This window comes from Cellulophaga sp. F20128, from assembly GCF_023015805.1.
In the GTDB taxonomy this organism is placed as follows: Bacteria; Bacteroidota; Bacteroidia; order Flavobacteriales; family Flavobacteriaceae; genus Cellulophaga.
In genome coordinates this window covers 44,240-65,763 of sequence record NZ_JALKBA010000016.1, presented here as the reverse complement: position 1 = coordinate 65,763, position 21,524 = coordinate 44,240, and the positions used below count along the sequence as shown (strand labels likewise).

Here is a 21,524-nt window from a genome sequence, read left to right as displayed (position 1 = left end):
AAAGATTATTAAAAGATAAAAATGGATAGTAGTGTACCGGATTTTGTATTGTTTTTAGGTCGATTTCACCCACTAATTGTGCATTTGCCTATTGGCTTTCTTTTCTTTGCTTTTATTTTGGAATTGTATGGGAGTTGGAATAAGAATTCTATGTTGTCCATTCCCATTTCCGTAGCTTTATTTTGTGGTACAATAAGTGCCTTTTTAGCCTGTGCTCTGGGATATATGCTCTCTTTGGGTGGGGATTATGACCAGAATATGTTAGACACGCATTTTTGGTTTGGAATAGCAACCACCATAGTAGCATTTTTTGCCTGGGCTATAAGCTCTGGCAGGCTTAATATTTCAAAATTTAAATACCTAAAAACCAATATAGCTACTCTGACATTAGTCGTATTCTTACTAAGTATTACCGGGCATTATGGTGGAAATTTAACGCATGGAAGTGATTATTTATTAAAGTATTCACCGTTTGGAAGAAAAGAAAAAGTAGAATTGCCAACTGTTACTCATTTAAACGAGGCAGTGGTATATGAATATTTGGTTAACCCTATCCTCGAAGCAAAGTGTATTAGTTGTCATAATTCCAGTAAGATGAAAGGAGGGCTTTCCCTTCAAGATTCGTTGGGAATGGTAAAAGGGGGGAAAAATGGTGAAGCTTTTATCGCAGGTGATGTTGACAATTCTGAAATGCTAAGACGGGTAATGTTGAATTCCAATCATAAGGATTATATGCCACCTGAAGGGAAAACTCCACTTACTGATGAAGAGAAATCAATTCTCATCTTTTGGGTGGATAAGGTCAATGCTGATTTCAAGTTGAAGATGGCTGATTTGGAAGCCTCTGAAGAAATTACGAGTATAGCTTCTACTATGTTAGGGCTAGAAGATATCTCAGGTAAGGGGGGTATAACATTACCAAAAAGTCAGACTATTGATTCTGAGGTGTTAAGTGAAATTGAAGATGCAGGATTTGTAATAAGGGAACTAATATTTGAAAGCGGTTTGTACGAGATTGTACTTGTCCCAAAATCAATTACATCTAAAAATGGGGATGATTTGGAAGTAAATCTGGAAAAGCTTTTACCTATTAAGGATCGTATTATATGGCTTTCTCTTAAAGATAACTTTGTACAAGACAAACATTTAAAAACCATAAGCAAATTCAAGAATCTTCAAAAACTTGAAATTGAAAAAAATCCAATTACGGATTCAGGCGTTAGTGAATTATCGGCTAGCCAAAATATTACTGGACTTAATTTGTACCAAACAAAAATAACTGCCTTAAGCTTTGAAAACTTTACTAAAATGAAAGGGTTACAACGTGTATATGTTTGGGGAACATCAATAACTCAAGAGCAAGTTGACAATTTTGTATCCAAGGAAAATCGTCCAGCAATAATATTGGGAATTTGATTCTGAAGTGACGGATTTTACTATGAATTATCTAGCAGCATACCTAATTATGAGGTTTAAGTTACGGACTTGAAAATGACAACAATTAATTTAAATTTCAATGCGACATTGGCAATTTTTTAGGATAAATGAATTGTTACATTATTCCTAGTTACGAAATTCACAAAATACGAATAAACGATCTGTGAATCTACGATCGCTTAATACTTCCAAAATTATAATAGTATAACACATTATAAAATTACCTTAATTAAGGTTATAACAGAGAGTGTATTCTTAGTTTGGTTAGTGTGGCCAATTTGTAAAATTCTAATAGACGTATTATTCCAATCTTACATCATTTTTTTGGCCATAATCACTTGGCGGGACACCAAATTCTGCTTTAAAACATCTAGTAAAATAGGATGGATTATTAAACCCAACCATATATACAATTTCATTCACTGCGTATCGTTTTTGAGCAAGTAGGCTGGCTGCTTGTTTTAAACGTATCAATCTTATAAAATGAATAGCAGATAACCCGGTTAATGCCCTAATTTTTCGATAAATTTGATCTTGACTCATTTTTAGTTTATCAGCCAGACTCTGCACCGAAAATTCCGACTCGGCTAAGTGTTTGTGAATTATTTTAATTACTTTTTCTATAAATTCTTCATCAACTGTTGTGGGAGTAGTTTCCTCTGCGATAGATGTAGAAAGCAGAAATTTCTTTTTTAATAATTCCCTATGTTCAATTAGTTTTTTTATCATAGTTAAAAGTAATTTGCTGTTAAAAGGTTTCTCTAAATACGCATCACTTCCCTTTTCAAATCCTTCAATTTTAGAATCCATCGAATTTTTTGCTGTCAATAATATAACCGGTATGTGTGATGTATTTAAATTAGTTTTTATAAGCCCACAAACCTCTATTCCGTCCATTCCATCCATCATAATATCACTGATAACTAGATCAGGTAATCTTTTATTAGTAATGGATAAGCCTAATTTTCCATTGTCTGCCTCAAGAAAATTATAATCTTTTTGTAATATTTCTTTCAAGTATTCCCGTATGTCATAACTATCGTCAATTACTAAAACAGTGGCTTTTTTGGTGTCACTTTTACTATTAGTCAATGTGATTAGGGAATTATTTTCATTGCCCATTAGGGCAATATGGTTTGGATAAGAATGTGTGTCAGGTAATACAGGTAGTTGTATAATAAATTCTGAACCAATATTTTTTGTGCTTTTCACTTCGATATTACCTTTATGTAGTTCTATGTATTTTTTCACCAAGGCAACCCCAATTCCAGTTCCTTGCAATTGACTATTATTTTTGGATCTGTAAAACCGAGTGAAAATACTTTCCAATTCATCTTCAGGAATACCCATTCCCGTATCTTTTACAATAATTGTAATAAAGTCTTTATCCATATTAAAATGGATCATTATCTGACCATATTTTGGTGTGAATTTTATTGCATTGGATATCAAATTAAAAAAAATTGATTCTAATTTTTGTGGGTCCGCGACTACCCAAATCTTTTCATCGGGAGAAGATATATCTAGATCAATTTCTTTATTTTGGGCTAATTCACTAAATTGATAATGGACATTTTGCACAAAAGAATTTAGATCAATTTGCTTTAAATTTAATTTTATATTATCAGATTCAGCTTTTCTGAAATCTAAAATTTGATTCACCAAACTCAGAAGCATGCGTGAATTTTTTAGCATTCGCTGAAGTTTTAATTCAACGGCTTTTTCTATGTTGTAGTTGTTTAGAATTTCCTCAAGTGGACCTAGTATTAAAGTTAGCGGTGTCCGTATATCATGGGATACGTTCGTGAAGAAAGACATTTTTTGCTGATAAATTTCAAATTCTCGTTCCTGCTTAATTTTTTCAATTTTTAGTTCTTGCCGCATACGTACTCTATCCCTAATTTCTCTATAAATTATATAGATAATAAGCGTTAAAATTATAAAATACACCAAATAGGCCAGAGAGGTTGTCCACCAAGGTTGCTCCTTGATAATAGTTAATGTGCGAATATTGCCCCCCCATTCTCCTTTACTATTAGAGGCCTGTACTTCAAATTTGTAATTTCCGGGTGGTACATTAGTGTAGGATGCTGTAGCAGAACGGTCGTGAGATAAATTCCATCCTGATTCAAAGTTATGAAGTCGATATCGCAACTTTTCTTTAGTATTACCAATAAAGGAAATAGCATTTAAGCCTATTGAAAACGTTTGGGAAAAATAGGGAAGAATTAATGAATCACAATAATTTAAATTTTTAGGTAATACCCTAACTCCTTTATATTTATCAAGTGGTTTTATTAATTTGTCTAAAATTTTTAAATGTGAAAAGGAAATATTGGGAGAATTAAGTTGTTCATTAGGTTGTATAGCACTGGCTTTAAGAAGGCCATTGTCCGACGCAACTAAAACTAGCTCTGATTCTGGGATAAAAAGAATGTCAGAAAAAGTATAGTTTGGTAAAAGAGGAGTGATTTTTTGAGTTTTAGGATTATATATATAAATGCCATTGTAAGTACTTATCCATAATTGGTTTTTAGCATCTTCTACCATTCCTGTAGTAATCGCACCATTTAAAATTGGTAATTTCACTGGTAAACTATTAGGCTCTACCTTACCGATGCCATTTCGACATAATATCCATATATTACAATTAGAATCCTGAAATAGGTTTTCCGCATTTATTTTTTTTATAGGATCCTTAAACTTCGGAAAATGAGTTATTCTTTTTTCCTTATTTTTATTTGTAAATTCTATGGTAAAGAGCCCATTCTTAATAGATCCAATCCATAGGCGTTTATTGTTGTTGTCAGTTAATAAACATCGAATATCTGTATTGTTTAATCCTTCATCAGCGGAAAGTTGAAATTTTTCTAGTTTGTTTTCTTTGAAAGAGAATGAAAACAATCCCTTGTTAAAACTACCTATCCATAGATTACCATCAGGACCCTTGGTAATTGTGTAGATTCTTTCTTTAGAAAGAATGCTAAAATCGAATTCGTTGGTTACTAATTTCCCTTTGATTGGATCAAAAACTTTAACTCCATTTTCCCATGTTCCAATGAATAAAAGTTTTAAAAGTTCGTCATAATATAAAGTGGATATTGATTTTAACTCAGGGGTTTTTAGAATGGAAACAAAACTTTTATCTTTTAGTGAATATTTACATAAACCGTTTCCATGTGTTCCGAGATAATACACCCCTTCCATTGTTTTCGAAATGGCCCATACAATATTTGAAAAAAGGTCAACCTCACTTTGGCTATCATAAATAAATTTAAAATTATTTTCATTTAAGTCTAATATGTTTATACCTCCAAACCAAGTGCCTATCCATAAGTTTTCATTGCTGTCTACCAAGGTGTTAAGTACATAATTAGAGTTAATGGCATTCTTTTTGTTTTCTAAATAGAGGAAATGCTCTAATTCTTTACCACTACTATTATATTTATAAAGTCCTTCTCCTTCAGATCCTATCCATAGGTTGTTGTTGTGGACCGATATACTTCTAATGATTGAACCCTTTAATCTCCATATAGTATCCAAGAGAATAGGTTTTTGTTTGTCAATATAATCAACGTTTTTTATCTGGAAAACTCCATTTTCAGTACCTATAAACAAATTGTTTTTCAAAATAATCATGCAGTAAACTTGATCAATTTCTTTTAACACTATCGGATTATCAATAATATAATTGTTACTATCTTTTTTTATCCTAATAATTTGAGAATCATTGCCCGCGACTAAAATATAAGGGCCTGATTCTATAATGGATTTAATTGTGAAGTTAGTATTGGTTACGGTAATAGGTTGAATTGTTTTCCTAATTGAGGTTGGTTTTGTTACCTCTGTACTACTAAAGGTTATTAGTTTTCCATCTTGTAAGCCAAGCCAAATATTTCCATTTTTATCCAAAAATAGTTCCCGAATGGCGATTGGGTCGTTTTTGGGATTTGTAGATATGTTTAAAGGCATTATTTTTTGCTCATATTTATCCATTAGATAAAGTCCTTTATCCAATGTGCCAATTAGAACGTATCCTTTATTTAACTGTAAAGTACAAGATATTTCGTTGCTAAATCCTTCGGTGTTATTTTGGTTATAAATTTTAAAATCACTGCCATTAAAAACGTTTAAGCCATAGTAGCCAGAAATATAAATTAAACCTTCATCATCTTCACTAATATGCTCAATATTGTTGGAGGACAATCTTTCTTTTTTCGTGTAATTAATAAACTGGGCATGGCTAAATTTTCCAACCAATAAAAAAATTAGAATAAATACCAATAATAATTTTTGAATATTCATTTGAAATACACTTAAAATGAGATGTAAATATATGGTTTTGAATAGAAAATAGGCGCTTAATTCCGAAAATGGACTACACTTTTCCGATAACGTTTTAGTGTTCCGATAATCATTTAGAATTAAACGGATTTGTTCTACTGAAGGGGGTTTATGTTTGTTATTATTGGCTATTAATAACCAAACTGTATCATTTATGAAAAAAATATGTTTATTATTTATTGCAATTTGCTTGGCTTCACTAAATATTGTTAGTGCCCAATCAATAAAGGTGACAGGAACCGTTGTGGATGCCAGTTCGGTACCCATATTAGGGGTCAATATTATTGAGAAAAATACAATGAATGGTGTGGTAACCGCTTTTGATGGAAGTTATTCCATTTCGGTTAGTACTGCCAATGCAACCTTAGTGTTTTCCTATTTAGGATTGAAAACTAAAGAATTAAAACTCGAAGGGCAAACACAACTTAATATTATGATGGAGGAGGATGCTTCCAGATTGGATGAGATTGTTGTGATAGGATACGGAACTACTACTCGAAAAGACCTTACCGGTTCTGTGTCAAGTGTAACTGTTGAAAACAGTCCGCTTGCCATTCAATCCACTACCAACTTATTGCAGTTACTGCAAGGAACAACTCCAGGTGTTGATATTGGAGCTATATCCAGTGCTGGAGGTTCACCCGGTTTATTGGTGCGAGGACAGAATTCAATTTCCGCTAGCAATGCTCCCTTAATTGTTTTAGATGGAGTTATTTTTGATGGTTCCTTGAATCAAATAGGTAATGATGATATAGCAACTATTGATGTGTTGAAAGATGCTAGTTCGGCTGCAATTTATGGATCTAGATCAGCTAATGGTGTTATTATTGTAACTACTAAAAGGGGGAAATCTGAAAAACCAACAATCAGCTTTAATCATTATACGGGCGTTCAGAACTGGACACGTTTGCCAAAAATGAAAAGCGGAGATGAATTTTTAAAATATAGAGCAGATAATCTTAGTCTAAGAAATGTAACTGATTTAAGCACTGAAAATATTCTTTCAGCCAAAGAATATGCGGCATACCAAGCAGGTCATCAAATGGACTGGTTAAAAGAAATTAGTCAATTTGCTCCAATTCAAAATTATCAAGTAAGCATTTCTGGGAGAACGGATAAAACTAACTATTATGTGTCTGGATCTCTACTTGAGCAAAAAGGGGTATTGGACGGTGATGATTTTACATCTTTCAATTTGTCAGCTAAAATTGAAAATAAAATTACGGATTGGCTTTCCTATGGGTTAACTACCCGATATGATTCTCAGGATTATACCGGTTTTTCACCAAATATCAATCAAGCTACAGGATATACACCATATAGTTATAAATGGCTTCAAGGAAGAGAAGGTGAAGTACTTGATAAATACCCAACACCTAGTTTGCTGGTCAACCCCTATTCTAATTTCTACAATGACGATTTAGACAAGCGTTGGGGAATAAGAGGAACTGGATTTATGAAAGTTGAGATTCCTGGCATAGAGGGTTTGAGTTTTAAAACGAGTTACACACAAAGTAGACGCGTATTTGATGATGGTTTTTTTGCCCATGAGATGAGTTTTGTTAATCCAGATGTCGAAAGTCAACTTTCTGATCCTCAGCAATTTCTGGATAGGACTAGTGGATCCAAGAGTACAACTACTTCAAATAGTTGGGTACTAGATAATGTATTATCTTATGATAAGAGTTTTGGTAACCATAAAATAACAGGGCTTTTAGGTTATACTAAGGATAAGTTTGAAAGGGAGGCAGTTAGCTTTAGTGGTACAGATTTTAAAGAAGCAGGTTCAAGTGTTTTGGGTTTCTACGGACTTCAGTTTGCTAATCCTGAAAGAAAGGGGGGGGGTACATCAATAACCGAAAGTAGCAATGTGGGATACTTTGCTCGCTTAAATTATATTTTTAAAGACAAGTATCATTTAACAGCTACATATCGAAGAGATGGGTATTCTGCGTTTTCAGAGGGGCACAAATTTGGTGAATTTCCCGGAGTTGCGGTTGCTTGGACCGTAAGTGAAGAAGATTTTATAAAAAATGGAATCCCACAAATTAATCATCTAAAATTTAGAGCCTCTTATGGAGAAAACGGAAACTTAGGAATTAGTCCATACGAAACCCTAGCAGGTGTTAGTGGTGGTGCTACTATTTTTGGGGACCAAACTTTTAATACCATAAATCAATCCAATCTTGCAAATAAGACATTGTCTTGGGAAACTACCACCTCTTTAAATTTAGGAGTAAACTTTTCTTTGTTTAAAAATCGCGTTTCAGGCGATATCGATGTTTATAAAAGTGAAACAACAGATCAATTACTTTCACGCAGATTACCCCCTTTTACCGGTTTTGGTCAAGTTAGAACCAATATAGGGCAATTAGATAATAAAGGTCTTGAGGTTTCTTTAAAAACAGTTAATGTTTCCTCTAAAGATTTTGAATGGAGCACAGGAATGACATTTTGGTACAACCGTAATAAATTAGTTAGTATTGTAGGTATAGATGCTGACGGTGATGGTATTGAAGATGACGATATAGGCAATAGATGGTTTATTGGTGAGTCGTTAAGTTCTATTTATGACTTTACTATTGACGGGGTTGTTCAAACTGAAGATTCCGATTACTTAGATACTTATGGAGGAAACCCTGGTGATCTAAAAATTGTTGATATTAACGGTAGAGATAATGAAGGTAACTTAACAGGTGAACCTGATGGAAAGATTGATGCAGATGATCGCTCGATAATAGGAAATTCTTCACCTAATTATAGAGCCAACATAACCAATACTTTTCATTATAAAAATTTTCAACTTTATTTCGATATTAATATTGTTTCTGGAGGTGGAAAAGGAAATCATTATCTAAGCGGCAATCAGCGCGCTTTTTTAGGAACATCTACTAATAATAACCATGTCGCAAATTGGATTTCAGGAAGAGAATACTGGATGCCTGATAACCAAAGTAATATTGTTCCACGACCTAATTACAGTAATCCATTTGGTTATGGTTTCTATCAAAATCGGGGGTTTGTTCGATTACAGAATGTTTCTCTGGCCTATAATTTTGATGATGGAGTTAAAGAATTGTTAGGGGTTAAGGAACTCAAGTTATACCTCACAGGGAAAAATCTATTGACCAAAACAGATTGGGTTGGCCTAGATCCAGAGAACGCTGGTCAACTCGCAAGCTCAAGTCCCGTAATACGTACATTTACGCTAGGTGTAAACCTTAGTTTCTAATTAAATAAATTAATAAAACATGAAAAAATATATAAATAAAACTTTGATGCTATTGAGCAGTTTGCTTTTCATGGTATCCTGTTCAGATGAGGATTTTTTGAAAGAGGAACGTAAAGATGCGTTTACAACAGAGAATGCCTTTTTAAACAAAGCCCAGTTCGAAACACTTTTGGCTAGCAATTACAGAATTTTACAAACAATTTATAATTCGGGAGATGCTGATAGCGACCCATGGGTTTTAGGATTGGGTACTGATGTATGTTTTTGGCCTTTAGGTGATACTCAAGCTTATAATGATTGGAATTTAGTCACACCTTTTGAAGCTTATACCGATAGATGGGTTAGCTGGCAATATCAATTTATTAGAAACTCCAACACTGTAATCGATGCTGCACAAAAAGAAGGGGTAGAGTGGAACAGTAATGAAGAAAGAGATGCAATCATAGCAGAAGGAAAGTTCTTTCGTGCTTTTGCATACCGTAACCTTGCTAATGTTTTTGGTGGAATGCCAATAGTAAATGAACCGGTTACTGAACCGAAGGTAGATTTTAAAAGGAATACGCGGGAAGAATGTTGGCAGTTTGCTAAGGAAGACTTGGAATTTGCTCGGACATATTTGAATACTACTGCCAAGTATCCAGGGAAAGTAACTAAAGCAGCAGCAGATCATTTACTGGCTGAAGTTAATATTTGTTTAGAAGATTGGGATGGCGCCATAGATGCTGCTAGTCGTGTTATTGACGGTAAAGACGGCGATTACCAATTAATGACAGGACGCTTTGGAACGCGGGCTAATGAAACAGGAAAAAACATTTTCTGGGATTTATTTCGAATGGGCAACCAAAATTACGAGACAGGAAATAAAGAAGCGATATGGGTAGCCCAGTTTGAAGATAAATTAAGTGGTGGAACCGTTAATTTTGGAAGACCTACCGTAGAGCGTACTTGGTGGAATAGAATTTGGAATTTTAGAAAAGCAGGATATAATGGGGTTGCACCAGATTCGACCGGAAGAGGCGCATCATTTGTTAGGCCAACAGATCACGCTAATTTCACCATTTGGAAAAACACGGGTAACGATTTAAGAAATACGGAGGCTGTTATTAAAAGAAAATTTTATTTTGGAGCAGATGTTCCTCCCTATGCTAAGGGGGACTTAATTCCTAAATCTTTTTTAACTGCCCCGGAAGATACCTTACAATTTGTGTATCCTAATTGGTCAAAATTTGGAACAGATAAACATATAGATGGTAAACCTGACAATGGTTATATCCGAGATTTCTATGTAATGAGATTACCTGAAACTTATTTATTAAGAGCCGAGGCCTATTTAGGAAAAGGTCAGAAGAACCTTGCTGCAGCTGATATAAATGTACTCCATACAAGAGCACAATCTCCTCTAATTAGTGCCTCAGATATAGATATTGATTACATTTTAGATGAGCGTATGCGAGAATTATTAGGAGAAGAATTTCGTATGTTAACATTGTGTAGACTCGGTTTATTGTACGATCGTACAAAAAGGTTTGGGTATGAACCTGCTCGAAATTCCATAAAAGAAAAAAACAACCTTTTTCCAATCCCTCAACGTGTTATTGATGGTAATGTAGGTGCTGCCATAGAGCAAAACCCAGGGTACTAAAAAATTAAAAGTAGTTTAGTTAAGTTTAGTTTGCAAGGTGTCATTGTCTATCGGCAGTGGCACTTTCTTTTATGTTAAACAAAAAATCTTTTAAAGTAATGAAACAACATAAAATATTTTTAGAAGCTTATATTTTAGTTATTGGCATTTTTTTTAGTTTTGGAACGCTAAATGCCCAGAACACCGGTTTTTTTGCTGAAATTGGAAATAAAAGCCAAAATGAACGTATGAATCTTTTGGAGGAAAAGCAGCCTCCCAAATTATCAGAAACCTATATTCCTTTTGAAAAAAGCAGCAAATATGCTTTTAAAGAAGTGCGGGAAATTAGTGATAAAAAAGAATTATATAAGGAGTTAGAGGTTTTGAAGAGAAGGTTCATCCCCTTTATGGAGAACAAAGCTCCAGAAATTGTAAATACCAGAGAACGACTCTATTTAACAGAATTTCAATGGAGGCAAGAAACTCCAGAGGATAGGCAAAACTTTTTTTCAACACTTCGAGGTGAAGGATCTTGGAAGAACATAAAAGTACCCCATTTTGACGCCCCTATTGGAAAAGCGACAACCTTTTATTTTAAAAAAATAAATATCACCCCTGAAATGTTAAATGACCGTGCTCTATTTGTTCATTTTAAGGCGGTTGATTACAAAGCACATGTGTTTTTAAACGGAGCTTATATTGGCTCCCATGAAGGTTTTTTTGCTCCTTTTGAGTTTAATATTAGCAAAAATGCTCGGATAGGTGAAAATGAACTTTTAGTACAGGTACAAAACGATTTTACAACTACCGGGTTTGTCGCAGCCGGAAAAGAACGGGTTTTTGGGGATAAGATCTATGGTGTTACTGGTCTAGGCTATGATAATTTTCACGATGGTGGTCATCAAGGAGCTGCTGGAATGGGTATTTATCAGGACTGTTATATTGAGTCTAGAGATTTTATTCATATCAATGATGTTTTTGTAAGACCTCTTTATGACGATAATATGGTTGAAATCCGTATCGAAGTGAACAATTACCATGAGACTAATAGACCCATTGGCTTTAATCTATCCATATATGGTCAAAATTTTGAAGATATAGTACTTAAGGATTCCCTTATAATACCCTCCGCCTTACACGTACCGGGAATTGGTGATTTACAAAAACCGATGGATTGGAAAAAGTCCCGAACCAATTTGGGTTATGGTCCCAATTATTTCACCTACTATGTCAAAATACCTGAGTTTCGTTCGTGGAGTAACGATTCTCCATGGCTGTACCAGGCGCAAATAAAGATTTTAGATAATAACAATACCGTTACGGACGTACGAAAACAAACCTTTGGAATGCGCTCATTTGCAATGGATACTGTTTCTATTCCCAAAGGACGTTTGTATTTTAATAATAAAAAAATAAGGCTGAGAGGGGCCAACACTATGGGTTTCCTTCAACAAGATGTTTATAAAAAAAATTGGGATCAGTTAATTGAAGATATTTTACTGGCCAAACTTACCAATATGAATTTCCTTAGGATGACTCAACGTCCGGTCCAACCAGAAATCTATGAATACGCGGATAAATTAGGCCTAATGTTACAAACCGACTTTCCTACATTTGGTGGAATTCGCTATAACCAATGGGAAGAATGTGTAAAGCAAGTTGCTGAAATGGAACGGTTAGTTCGGAACCACCCAAGTAATGTGATGATAACCTATATTAATGAGCGCTTTCCTAATGGCGAAGGGCATCCTCATAGAAATATGGCAAGTCCTGAACAATATTTTTCATTGTTTAGAGCTATGGATGAAGCGGTGCTAAAAGAGAACCCTGATCGTGTTATTAAAAAATCGGATGGCGATTATGATCCACCAACTCCAGGCTTACCTGACAACCATTGTTATAATACGTGGTATAATGGTCAAGGTTTAGGTATAGGGAAATTATATAAAGGATATTGGCAATGGGTAAAACCAGACTGGTATTATGGCTGTGGGGAGTTTGGGGCAGAGGCTTTAGATCCGGTTGAGGTTATGGAAAAATACTACCCCAAAGAATGGTTGCCTAAAAATAAGGAAGAAGATAAAAATTGGACGGCCAATCGAATATACGCTGCCCAGACCCAAAAGTTTCATTATATGTGGTACAATACACAGCATTCCTTGGAGGATTGGGTCGATGCCAGTCAAGATCACCAATCCTGGGCTTTGGAAACGGTAACCGAATCGTTTAGAAGAGATTCCAGTATGGTAACGTTTGCAGCACATTTATTTATAGACGCATGGCCAGCCGGATGGATGAAAACCATTATGGATGTGGATAGAAATCCAAAAAAAGGTTATTTTGCTTATAGAAATGCCTTAAAGCCAACCATAGTTAGCATTCGTAGTGATAGGAAGCACTTTTATGAGGGAGAGGATATTTCTGTTGAATCGTGGATTGCTCATGATCCTAATAGCAGTCCTAAAGATTATTTTATTCAATACCAATTGGAGCAGAATGGCAAAATTATTTATTCTGGAAAAAATGCAGCTGTTGTCCCGCATAACAGTTCAAAATTTCAAGGCTTTTTAAAGTTTAAGACTCCACAGGTGAAAAAAAGAACGCCATATATATTACGTGCCGCGGTTTTTGATGGAGCTGGCAACAGTGTAGATCAGACTACTATGAATATCGACGTTTTTCCAACGGTTGAAAATTCAAATCTGAAGAAGATAGCCTTTCTTGGGAATGAAAGCAAAATAAACACCTATTTGAAATATAATTTTAGAGAAACCATAACTTCCAATTGGGAAAATGCTAATGTTATATGGATTGATCAATTTAGTGATTATGAAAAAAATAAAGAAAAATTTGATCAATTGGCAAAATCAGGAACTAGAATTATATTATATAATGTTCCCATTGGAAGTCATACTATAGGTGGTACCAATGTGAAAATTCTAAACACCTCCATGGGAAGTTATTATTTTACTTCTCCTCTAACAGGTCATCGGTTTACTCAAAATGCAAAGCCGTTCGATTTTAAAATGTGGTATGACGAGGAAACTGGATATATTACTCCATTCTTAGACAAAATAATCTTGGCCGAAAACTGGTCGCCAATATTAGCCACTGGTAATACTAATTGGACAGAGGACCATGGTGAAGCTATGGCTGCGGGGGAACTAAAAATTGGGGATGGGGCTATATTTATTTGTCAATTAGATTTGATTAATAGAATAAAATCGAATCCAACTGCCCAAGATTTTGTGCTTAAATTATTGTTTAAATAATTCTTAGATTGGAATAAAAGGGGGAGTGTTTAAATGGCAATATTTTTATTTTGGGAACTTCCTTTATTTGAGCTGATTCCTAATGGTGTTTTTATTGCATCCCAATATTAAATTAATAAGATTTGTAGTTTGAAGAATAATAAAAATAAACCGATGAAATTAAATGTAATACTTACAATTTTTTGTACATTTTGCTTGAGTGTAAGCAGTTATACGCAAGATATTTATGTGTCTATTGACGGAAATAATAGTAATCCAGGTACAAAAGAAAAACCAGTTGCTACACTAGAAGCAGCACGTGATTTAATTAGACATTTCAAGTCTATAAATGATGTGCCTAAAGGAGGAATTACCGTATGGATTGGTAAAGGACAGTATGAACAAACTAAACCATTCATCCTAAATGAGAATGATTCTGGAAAGCCAGATGCTCCAATAGTATGGCGAACTTTGCCTAACGAAAATGCAAGTGTTACAGGTGGTAAAAGCATTCCTTCTGAAAAATTTATTAAAGTTACGAATAAGGCGATTCTCAAAAGGCTCTCCGAGAATGCTGTTAAAAACGTATTACAAGTTAATTTGAATGAATTAGGAATTTATGATTTTGGAGAAATAAAACAATATGGACATGCACTGTCGGTTACACCTGCACCTATTGAGGTTTTCTTCAATAATGATGCAATGAACTTAGCACGTTACCCAAATGAAGGTGATATTAAAATAGGAAAGGTAATAGATCCTGGTTCCGTTCCTAGAAATCAAGATTATACCAATCGAGGAGCTGTTTTTGAATATACTGACTTAAGACACGATAATTGGGTAGGGTTAGAGGATATTTGGTTTCAGGGATCTTTTATGTGGGGGTTTGCCGATGATAATATTTTAGTGGAATCTATTAATTCAAAAAAGAAACAAATTAAATTAGCCAATCCATCTCTATATGGTGTGGGGGGCGGTCGTAATTATCAGCATTATGTGGCCTACAATATTCTCGAGGAACTCGATAGCCCAGGAGAATGGTATGTAGATAAAAGAACTGGCATACTATATTTTTGGCCACCTAGTAGTATTTCGAATGCTTCTATAATGGTTTCCTGTTTGGAAGATCCTATTATAAGTTTAGAAGGTGCAAGCTATGTAACTATTCGGGATCTAACAATTGAAGTTGGAAGAGGTATTGGCGTTTATATGGAAAGAGGTTTTAATAATCTAATTGCAGGCTGTACCGTTAGAAATGTGGGAACGAGCGGAATTTTTATGGGACAAGGGGCTAAGCAAACATTTCCTTTTATTACGCACGATGACTATGAGGGGGTACCAGTGTCAAGAAGAATAGGCAACTTGCAAGGACATATTTATAAATACACCCATTGGGATCGTAATGCTGGATCAAATAATGGTATTTTAAGCTGTGATGTTTACAATACAGGAAGTGGAGGAATTTACTTAAGTGGAGGAAGTAAACGTAAATTGATACCTGGAAATAATTATGTAGAAAATTGCAAAGTGAATAATTATAACAGACGTAACAAATTCCTTTGGTCTGGGATTAATATTGACGGCTGTGGTAACAGAATTTCTCATTGCGAAATATTTGATTCGGAATGGCAAGCAATATATGTTCATGGTAATGACCATCTATTTGAATACAACAATATTCATCACGTAACCTTAAACTCTGATGATACTTCACCTTGGTATATTGGTCGTGATCCAAGTGATAGAGGTAATGTTATAAGATATAATTATTTTCACCATTCTGGTAACCCCAATCGAATGAATATGGGAATTTATTGTGATGACTCAACTACGGGTGTAGAAATTTTCGGTAATGTATTCTATAAGATGGATACAAAACACGGGATGTTATTTTCTAACAGTGGATGGGATTTAAAGATGAAAAACAATATTGTTATTGAGCCCATTTCTTCCACAGCGGAATTTTCTGCTCATAATTATACTTGGAGTAAAGCGCAAGCACCAAAAACATTTGGTGAAAATGGGCTAATAAGAAAACGTTTAACAGAAAATGTCAATATTTATGAAAGCCCATATTCTCAAAGATATCCCGAATTAACAAGTTATTTAAATCCTATTGTTGATGGCAAAGAATGGGAAGGAATGCGAGCAAAAGGGAATGTTCTTAGCAATAACCTGATAATAGGTGGGCCTGATAACCCTTTACTATTGAGAGGAGGTGAACATGCGAAATGCGAATATATTAATAACTACAAAACAGATCATGATCCAGGTTTTGTGGATTATAAAAATGAAAATTTTAACCTACGTCCCGATTCAGAAGTGTTTACGAAAATACCTGGATTTGAACAAGTACCTTTTGATAAAATGGGACTCTATATTGATCAATACAGAAAAAGTATTAATCCATCTGGTTCAAAATAGTAGCAAAATATTTTTAAGAAATTGAATAAAAATTATATGAAAAAAATTATTTGGGGTTTATTTTTGATGGGCATAATTGTGATTCCAGAATCGGCAAAATGTCAACAAAGGAATAGCGGTTCTAAAATTAGTAATTCAGATGTAATTTGGGATACTCCATCAGAAAATTCTTTGGGTTCTATGCCTGCAGGGAACGGTGATATCGCTATAAATTTTTGGATTGAAAAGAATGGAGATGCCATCTTTTACTTGGCTAAAACTGATGCATGGAGCGAAAATGCAAGACTTCTTAAACTTGGGAAAATAAGGTTGTCCCTTTCTCCTAATCCGTTTAAGGAAGGCGTACCATTTCTGCAACAGTTGGTTTTAAAAGATGGAGTAATTTATATAGAGGCAGGTGATAAAGGAGATAAGGTATCCATTAAAGTTTGGGTAGATGCCAACAACCCCGTGGTGGAAATTGATGTAAACAGTGAAAGTTCGCTATCGGCACGTGCAACCATAGAACCTTGGCGAACCCAACGTCGTAAATTAGTCAACCCTACCGAATTACACTCAGCCTACGGTTTGCATGGAAACGGAGCTCCGGATGTTTTTGTTGAACCTGACACTATATTGTCGGGTTATGAAAATAAGGTTGTATGGGCCCATCGCAATAAAAGTTCTATTTGGCAGGATAATTTAAAACTGCAGGGCTTGGGCCAATATACCATTCAGAATCTAGATCCCTTACTACATAGGACTTTTGGTGCGGTATTAGAATCTAAAGAACTGATAAAAATTAAACCAACAACGCTGTCTACCGATAAAAAAGTAAAGTCATTTTCCCTATCTGTTATTGCACATACCTCGCAAACGAATACATTGAATGATTGGGCTGTTCAATTAAAAGCCGTATCTAACTATATTTTTAAAAAATCCCGTACAAAAAGATTTAAAAGACATCTTGTATGGTGGCAGTCCTTTTGGGATCGAAGCTATATTAACATAAGCACCAAGAACGATAACGAAAAAGAAGAGATCTACAATATTAATCGTGGATATGCGCTTCAACGTTATATTTTAGCATGTTCGGGACGTGGGAACTCTCCAATAAAATTCAACGGTTCCTTGTTTACTGTTGATACGAAGCATTTAAAAGGTGAATTTGAAGGTTTTGATGCAGATTATCGCCGTTGGGGTGGACCATATTGGTGGCAAAACACAAGATTACCTTATTGGGCAATGTTAGAGTCTGGTGATTTTGAGATGATGAAACCCCTTTTTAAAATGTATCAAGATGCTTTGCCCATCCGGAAATTTGCCACAGAAACTTACTACAATCACCAAGGAGCTTTTTTTCCAGAGACTATGTATTTTTGGGGCACTTATGTCGATGGCAACTATGGGAGGAATCGAGATGGTTTGCCCTTAGGAATGACTGAAAATAAATATGTAAGACATTATTGGCAAAGTGGACTAGAGATTTCTTTAATGATGCTTGATTATTACGCTTTTACCAAAGATCCAATTTTTCTTAAAGAAACTTTGTTGCCTATAGTTTCTGAAATTATAAATTTTTACGATCAACACTGGGATCGTGATGAATTTGGAAAAATTCGATTTGATCCAGCTATGGCATTGGAAACTTATAGTATAGCGGTAAATCCTTTGCCAGAAATTGTTGGGATTAATAAAGTATGTACTGAATTATTAAAAATCTCTGATGTAGAAATTAACAAAGCCCTAAAAGAACAATGGGCACGATTAAAGAACGAAATACCAGAGGTACCCATGCGAGAAGTAGATGGAGTAAAAATGTTGGCTCCAGCGCAATCTTATAGTGGAAAACAAAATTCTGAAAACCCTGAGTTATACGCTATATTTCCTTACCGTGCTTATGGAGTTGGGAAACCTGATTTAGAAATTGCACTAGAGTCATTTAAAAATAGAGCTTATAAACAAACAGGAGGATGGCAGCAAAATGCAATAAAAGCTGCGTATTTGGGTTTAACCAATGAGGCAGCAAGATTAACTACTTCGAATTTTAATACTAGTAACGATGCTTATAGATTTCCTGCCATGTGGGGGCCTAATTACGATTGGACTCCCGATCAAGATCATGGGGCAGTTGCTATGATAGCACTTCAACGAATGTTGTTACAATACGATGATGAAGAGATTCATTTATTTCCTGCTTGGCCGAAAGATTGGGATGTAGAATTTAAGTTGTTCACTCCTGAAAAAGGGATCGTTACTTGCAAAGTAGAAAACGGGATTATTACACTTTTGGAACACTCACCAAAAAAAAGTAAACTAAAGGTAGATATTTCTGAAAAATTTAAAATGTAAGATGCTAAGTTACAAAGGTTATCCAAATAAAAAGTGTGGTGATAATGCAAATTTAATAGCTTTAAATATTACCAGGAATAATTAAGGTGTGCATATTTTAGGAGATTAAAATTATTATGGACTTTATAATAACTCTCTAGGTATAAGCCTAAATTACCTAAAGTTTTAGGAATCATTACGCTTTCATTTATAAAGGTGGAGGAATTACGTAGTAGTGCGATAACAAAAGCTAAGGAGTTTCAAGTGCCTTAAATGGAGGGCAAAAACCAGTGAACATCAGCATAAGTATTATTTGAAATTTGTGCAAGAAATATTGTTTAAAAGTTAAAAATGAAATTACCCAAGCATAGGTAATACCTATCATATTCACTGTTTCAGGTATGATTATTCATATTTATTTTGTGCACTTATTGATTTAAAGATGTTTTTTATGCTAAAATATGCATCTCAATACCTTGTTTTATTTTGCATATTAAAGGGGTGTTAATTTTATAATTGCAAATATAGAGGTGGTTATGGAAAATTTAAAACAATTCATTTTAAAAATCGATGGATACATTTGTGATGTAAATTATAAATGATAAAAATATAAGATGAATCTTTCTGGATTGGATATAATTGTTTTCGTGTGCTATTTTTTACTTGTTCTTTCGGTTGGTATAGGAGTCACTATATTTTTAAAAAGGAAACAAACCTCGAAAGATTATTTTTTTGCGGGTAATTCATTGCCGTGGTGGGTTATAGGCTCTTCTGTAATAGCCGCAAATATTTCTGCTGAACAATTTATTGGTATGACGGGATCTGGTTATGCTATAGGATTAGGCATTGCTACTTATGAGTGGTTAGGTGCTATTGGGTTACTAATTGTTGCTAAATATTTTTTGCCGATTTATTTAAAAAATGGTATTTATACGATGCCAGGGTTTTTAGAAAAGCGTTATGATTATAGATTAAGAATTAGTCTTGCTGTATTTTGGTTGTTAGTTTATTGGTTTGTTAATTTATCATCTGTATTTTATTTAGGAGCTTTAGTTTTAGAAGGGTTTTTAGGTTTGTCTCTTGTTCAATGGATATTAGTTTTAGCAGTTTTATCAGCGATTTATGCAGTTATAGGAGGGTTAAAGGCAGTTGCTTATACTGATGTAATTCAGGTTATTTTTTTGGTAGCTGGTGGACTCCTAACAACCTACTTTGTCTTAAAGGCTATTAGTAATTCTAACGATATAATTCTAGGGTTAAAAATGCTTTATGAAAAGGCGCCTGAAAAATTTGATCTAATTCTTGATAAGTCTGATCCAAATTATAAATATTTACCAGGTATAGGTGTTATTCTAGGGGGTCTTTGGGTGGCAAATATTGCATATTTCGGTTGTAATCAATATATAATTCAACGCTCTCTCGCGGCAAAAAACATTAAAGAAGCACAAAAAGGGATGGCATTTGCAGCATTTTTAAAGCTTTTTATCCCTTTAATTGTCGTACTTCCTGGTATAGCTGCATTTGTTTTACAAGCTGATATTGCAAAACCCGATGAATCTTATCCTTGGTTATTGAATACATTCATACCTACTGGTTTTAAAGGGTTGGCATTTGCTGCCTTAATTGCTGCCATCGTTTCTTCATTAAGCTCAATGGTAACTAGCGCTTCAACAATTTTTACATTTGATATTTACAAACCAATTTTCAATAAAAATGTAAAAGATAGTAAGTTAGTTTTTGTTGGAAGAGTAATGAGTGCAGTATCATTGGTTATTGCTGTTTTAGTTGCACCGTTATTATCTTCCTTAGAGCAAGCATTTCAATTTATTCAAAACTTTACAGGTATGGTAACACCTGGGATAGTTGTTGTTTTCTTGTTTGGTCTATTTTGGAAAAAAGCAACTGCCTTGGGTGCTTTATGGACAGTGATTTTAACGATTCCTGTAGCATTGATTCTTGATTTACTTATTGCTGATTTACCTTTTTTGGATAGAATGGGGTTGTCTTTTCTTATCTTATCGGTAGTGTTAATTGGTGTTACCTTTTTATTTAAAAAAGATGGTAAAGACATTATAAAAACAAATAAAAATAGCTATAAAACAGATATGATTTTTAATGTATCCGCAATAGTTATATGTGCATTACTTGGTGTGTTGTACTATACTTTTTGGTAAAACTGAATAGAATAATAATGTTATGATAAAATTTTGGAATAATGATGATGAGCTTTTTGCTGCGGCAAAAGAAGAGCTCTTTACTGCAGTTGTAGGTGATGCAATGGATAAAATGTTATTGCTACACCAATTTCTTCCGCCAAAGATTCAACCATTACAGGAGAGGATGTTTCTTATTGGTCGTGCTATGCCCGTTTTAGAAGCGGATACTTTTGAAGAATTAAGCTACGGTAGTCAAAATAAACTAATGTCAAAACCTTTTGGGTTAATGCTTGAAGCTCTTGATGACTTAAAAAAAAATGAAATTTATATCTGTTCAGGAGCATCTCCCAACTATGCACTTGTTGGTGAGCTTATGATGACTAGGGCTAAAATTCTAGGAGCTGCAGGTGCCGTTGCCAATGGTTATTCAAGAGATACTTTTGGAATGTTAGATTTAAATTTTCCAATATTTTCCTATGGCAATTATGCTCAAGACCAGGGCCCAAGAGGGAAGGTTATAGATTTTAGGGTACCAATAGAAATGGAAGGAGTACGCATAAATCCAGGTGATATTATTGTAGGCGATGTAGACGGGGTTTGTGTTGTTCCAAAAGAATATGAAGAAGAAGTGTTCCTTAGGGCCTTTGATAAAGCTAGGCGGGAAAAAACGGTCTTGAAGGCCATTCAAAATGGGATGAGTGCAGTAGATGCTTGGAATAAATATCAAATAATGTAAATATGAGGTTTTA

The 21,524-nt window shown here is 34.4% G+C and carries 9 protein-coding genes; 8 read left to right on the top strand and 1 reads right to left on the bottom strand.

Annotated elements, in window-relative coordinates:
- The first annotated feature begins 21 nt into the window (after positions 1 to 21).
- Positions 22 to 1,416 (top strand): c-type cytochrome domain-containing protein, encoded by a 1,395-nt coding sequence (locus tag MWU65_RS13820; RefSeq protein WP_247078815.1) that lies wholly within the window; start codon positions 22 to 24, stop codon positions 1,414 to 1,416.
- A 321-nt stretch (positions 1,417 to 1,737) separates the two neighbouring features.
- Here the strand turns inward: MWU65_RS13820 and MWU65_RS13815 are convergent, their stop codons facing one another.
- Positions 1,738 to 5,349 (bottom strand): hybrid sensor histidine kinase/response regulator transcription factor, encoded by a 3,612-nt coding sequence (locus MWU65_RS13815; protein ID WP_247078813.1) that lies wholly within the window; start codon positions 5,347 to 5,349, stop codon positions 1,738 to 1,740.
- A 586-nt stretch (positions 5,350 to 5,935) separates the two neighbouring features.
- Between MWU65_RS13815 and MWU65_RS13810 the strand changes: the two genes are divergently transcribed.
- The 7 genes from MWU65_RS13810 to MWU65_RS13780 all read left to right on the top strand — a co-directional run bounded on the left by MWU65_RS13810 (position 5,936) and on the right by MWU65_RS13780 (position 21,511).
- Positions 5,936 to 9,013, top strand: coding sequence for a TonB-dependent receptor (locus MWU65_RS13810; protein ID WP_247078811.1), 3,078 nt, complete (start codon positions 5,936 to 5,938; stop codon positions 9,011 to 9,013).
- A 19-nt stretch (positions 9,014 to 9,032) separates the two neighbouring features.
- On the top strand, positions 9,033 to 10,655 hold the full coding sequence (locus MWU65_RS13805; RefSeq protein ID WP_247078809.1) for a RagB/SusD family nutrient uptake outer membrane protein: 1,623 nt from the start codon (positions 9,033 to 9,035) through the stop codon (positions 10,653 to 10,655).
- A 98-nt stretch (positions 10,656 to 10,753) separates the two neighbouring features.
- A complete protein-coding gene (locus tag MWU65_RS13800; protein WP_247078807.1) occupies positions 10,754 to 13,906 on the top strand; it encodes a sugar-binding domain-containing protein in 3,153 nt (1,050 codons plus the stop codon).
- Between the two features lie 153 nt (positions 13,907 to 14,059).
- A complete protein-coding gene (locus MWU65_RS13795; RefSeq protein WP_247078805.1) occupies positions 14,060 to 16,309 on the top strand; it encodes a right-handed parallel beta-helix repeat-containing protein in 2,250 nt (749 codons plus the stop codon).
- A gap of 36 nt (positions 16,310 to 16,345) precedes the next feature.
- Positions 16,346 to 18,640 carry a DUF5703 domain-containing protein gene (locus tag MWU65_RS13790; protein WP_247078804.1) on the top strand — a complete coding sequence of 765 codons (2,295 nt, stop codon included), beginning with the start codon at positions 16,346 to 16,348 and terminating at the stop codon, positions 18,638 to 18,640.
- Positions 18,641 to 19,233: 593 nt separating this feature from the next.
- Complete coding sequence (locus MWU65_RS13785; RefSeq protein ID WP_247078802.1) at positions 19,234 to 20,793, top strand: sodium/solute symporter; 1,560 nt, start codon at positions 19,234 to 19,236, stop codon at positions 20,791 to 20,793.
- A 22-nt stretch (positions 20,794 to 20,815) separates the two neighbouring features.
- A complete protein-coding gene (locus tag MWU65_RS13780) occupies positions 20,816 to 21,511 on the top strand; it encodes an RraA family protein (protein WP_247078800.1) in 696 nt (231 codons plus the stop codon).
- The last annotated feature ends 13 nt before the right edge of the window (positions 21,512 to 21,524 follow it).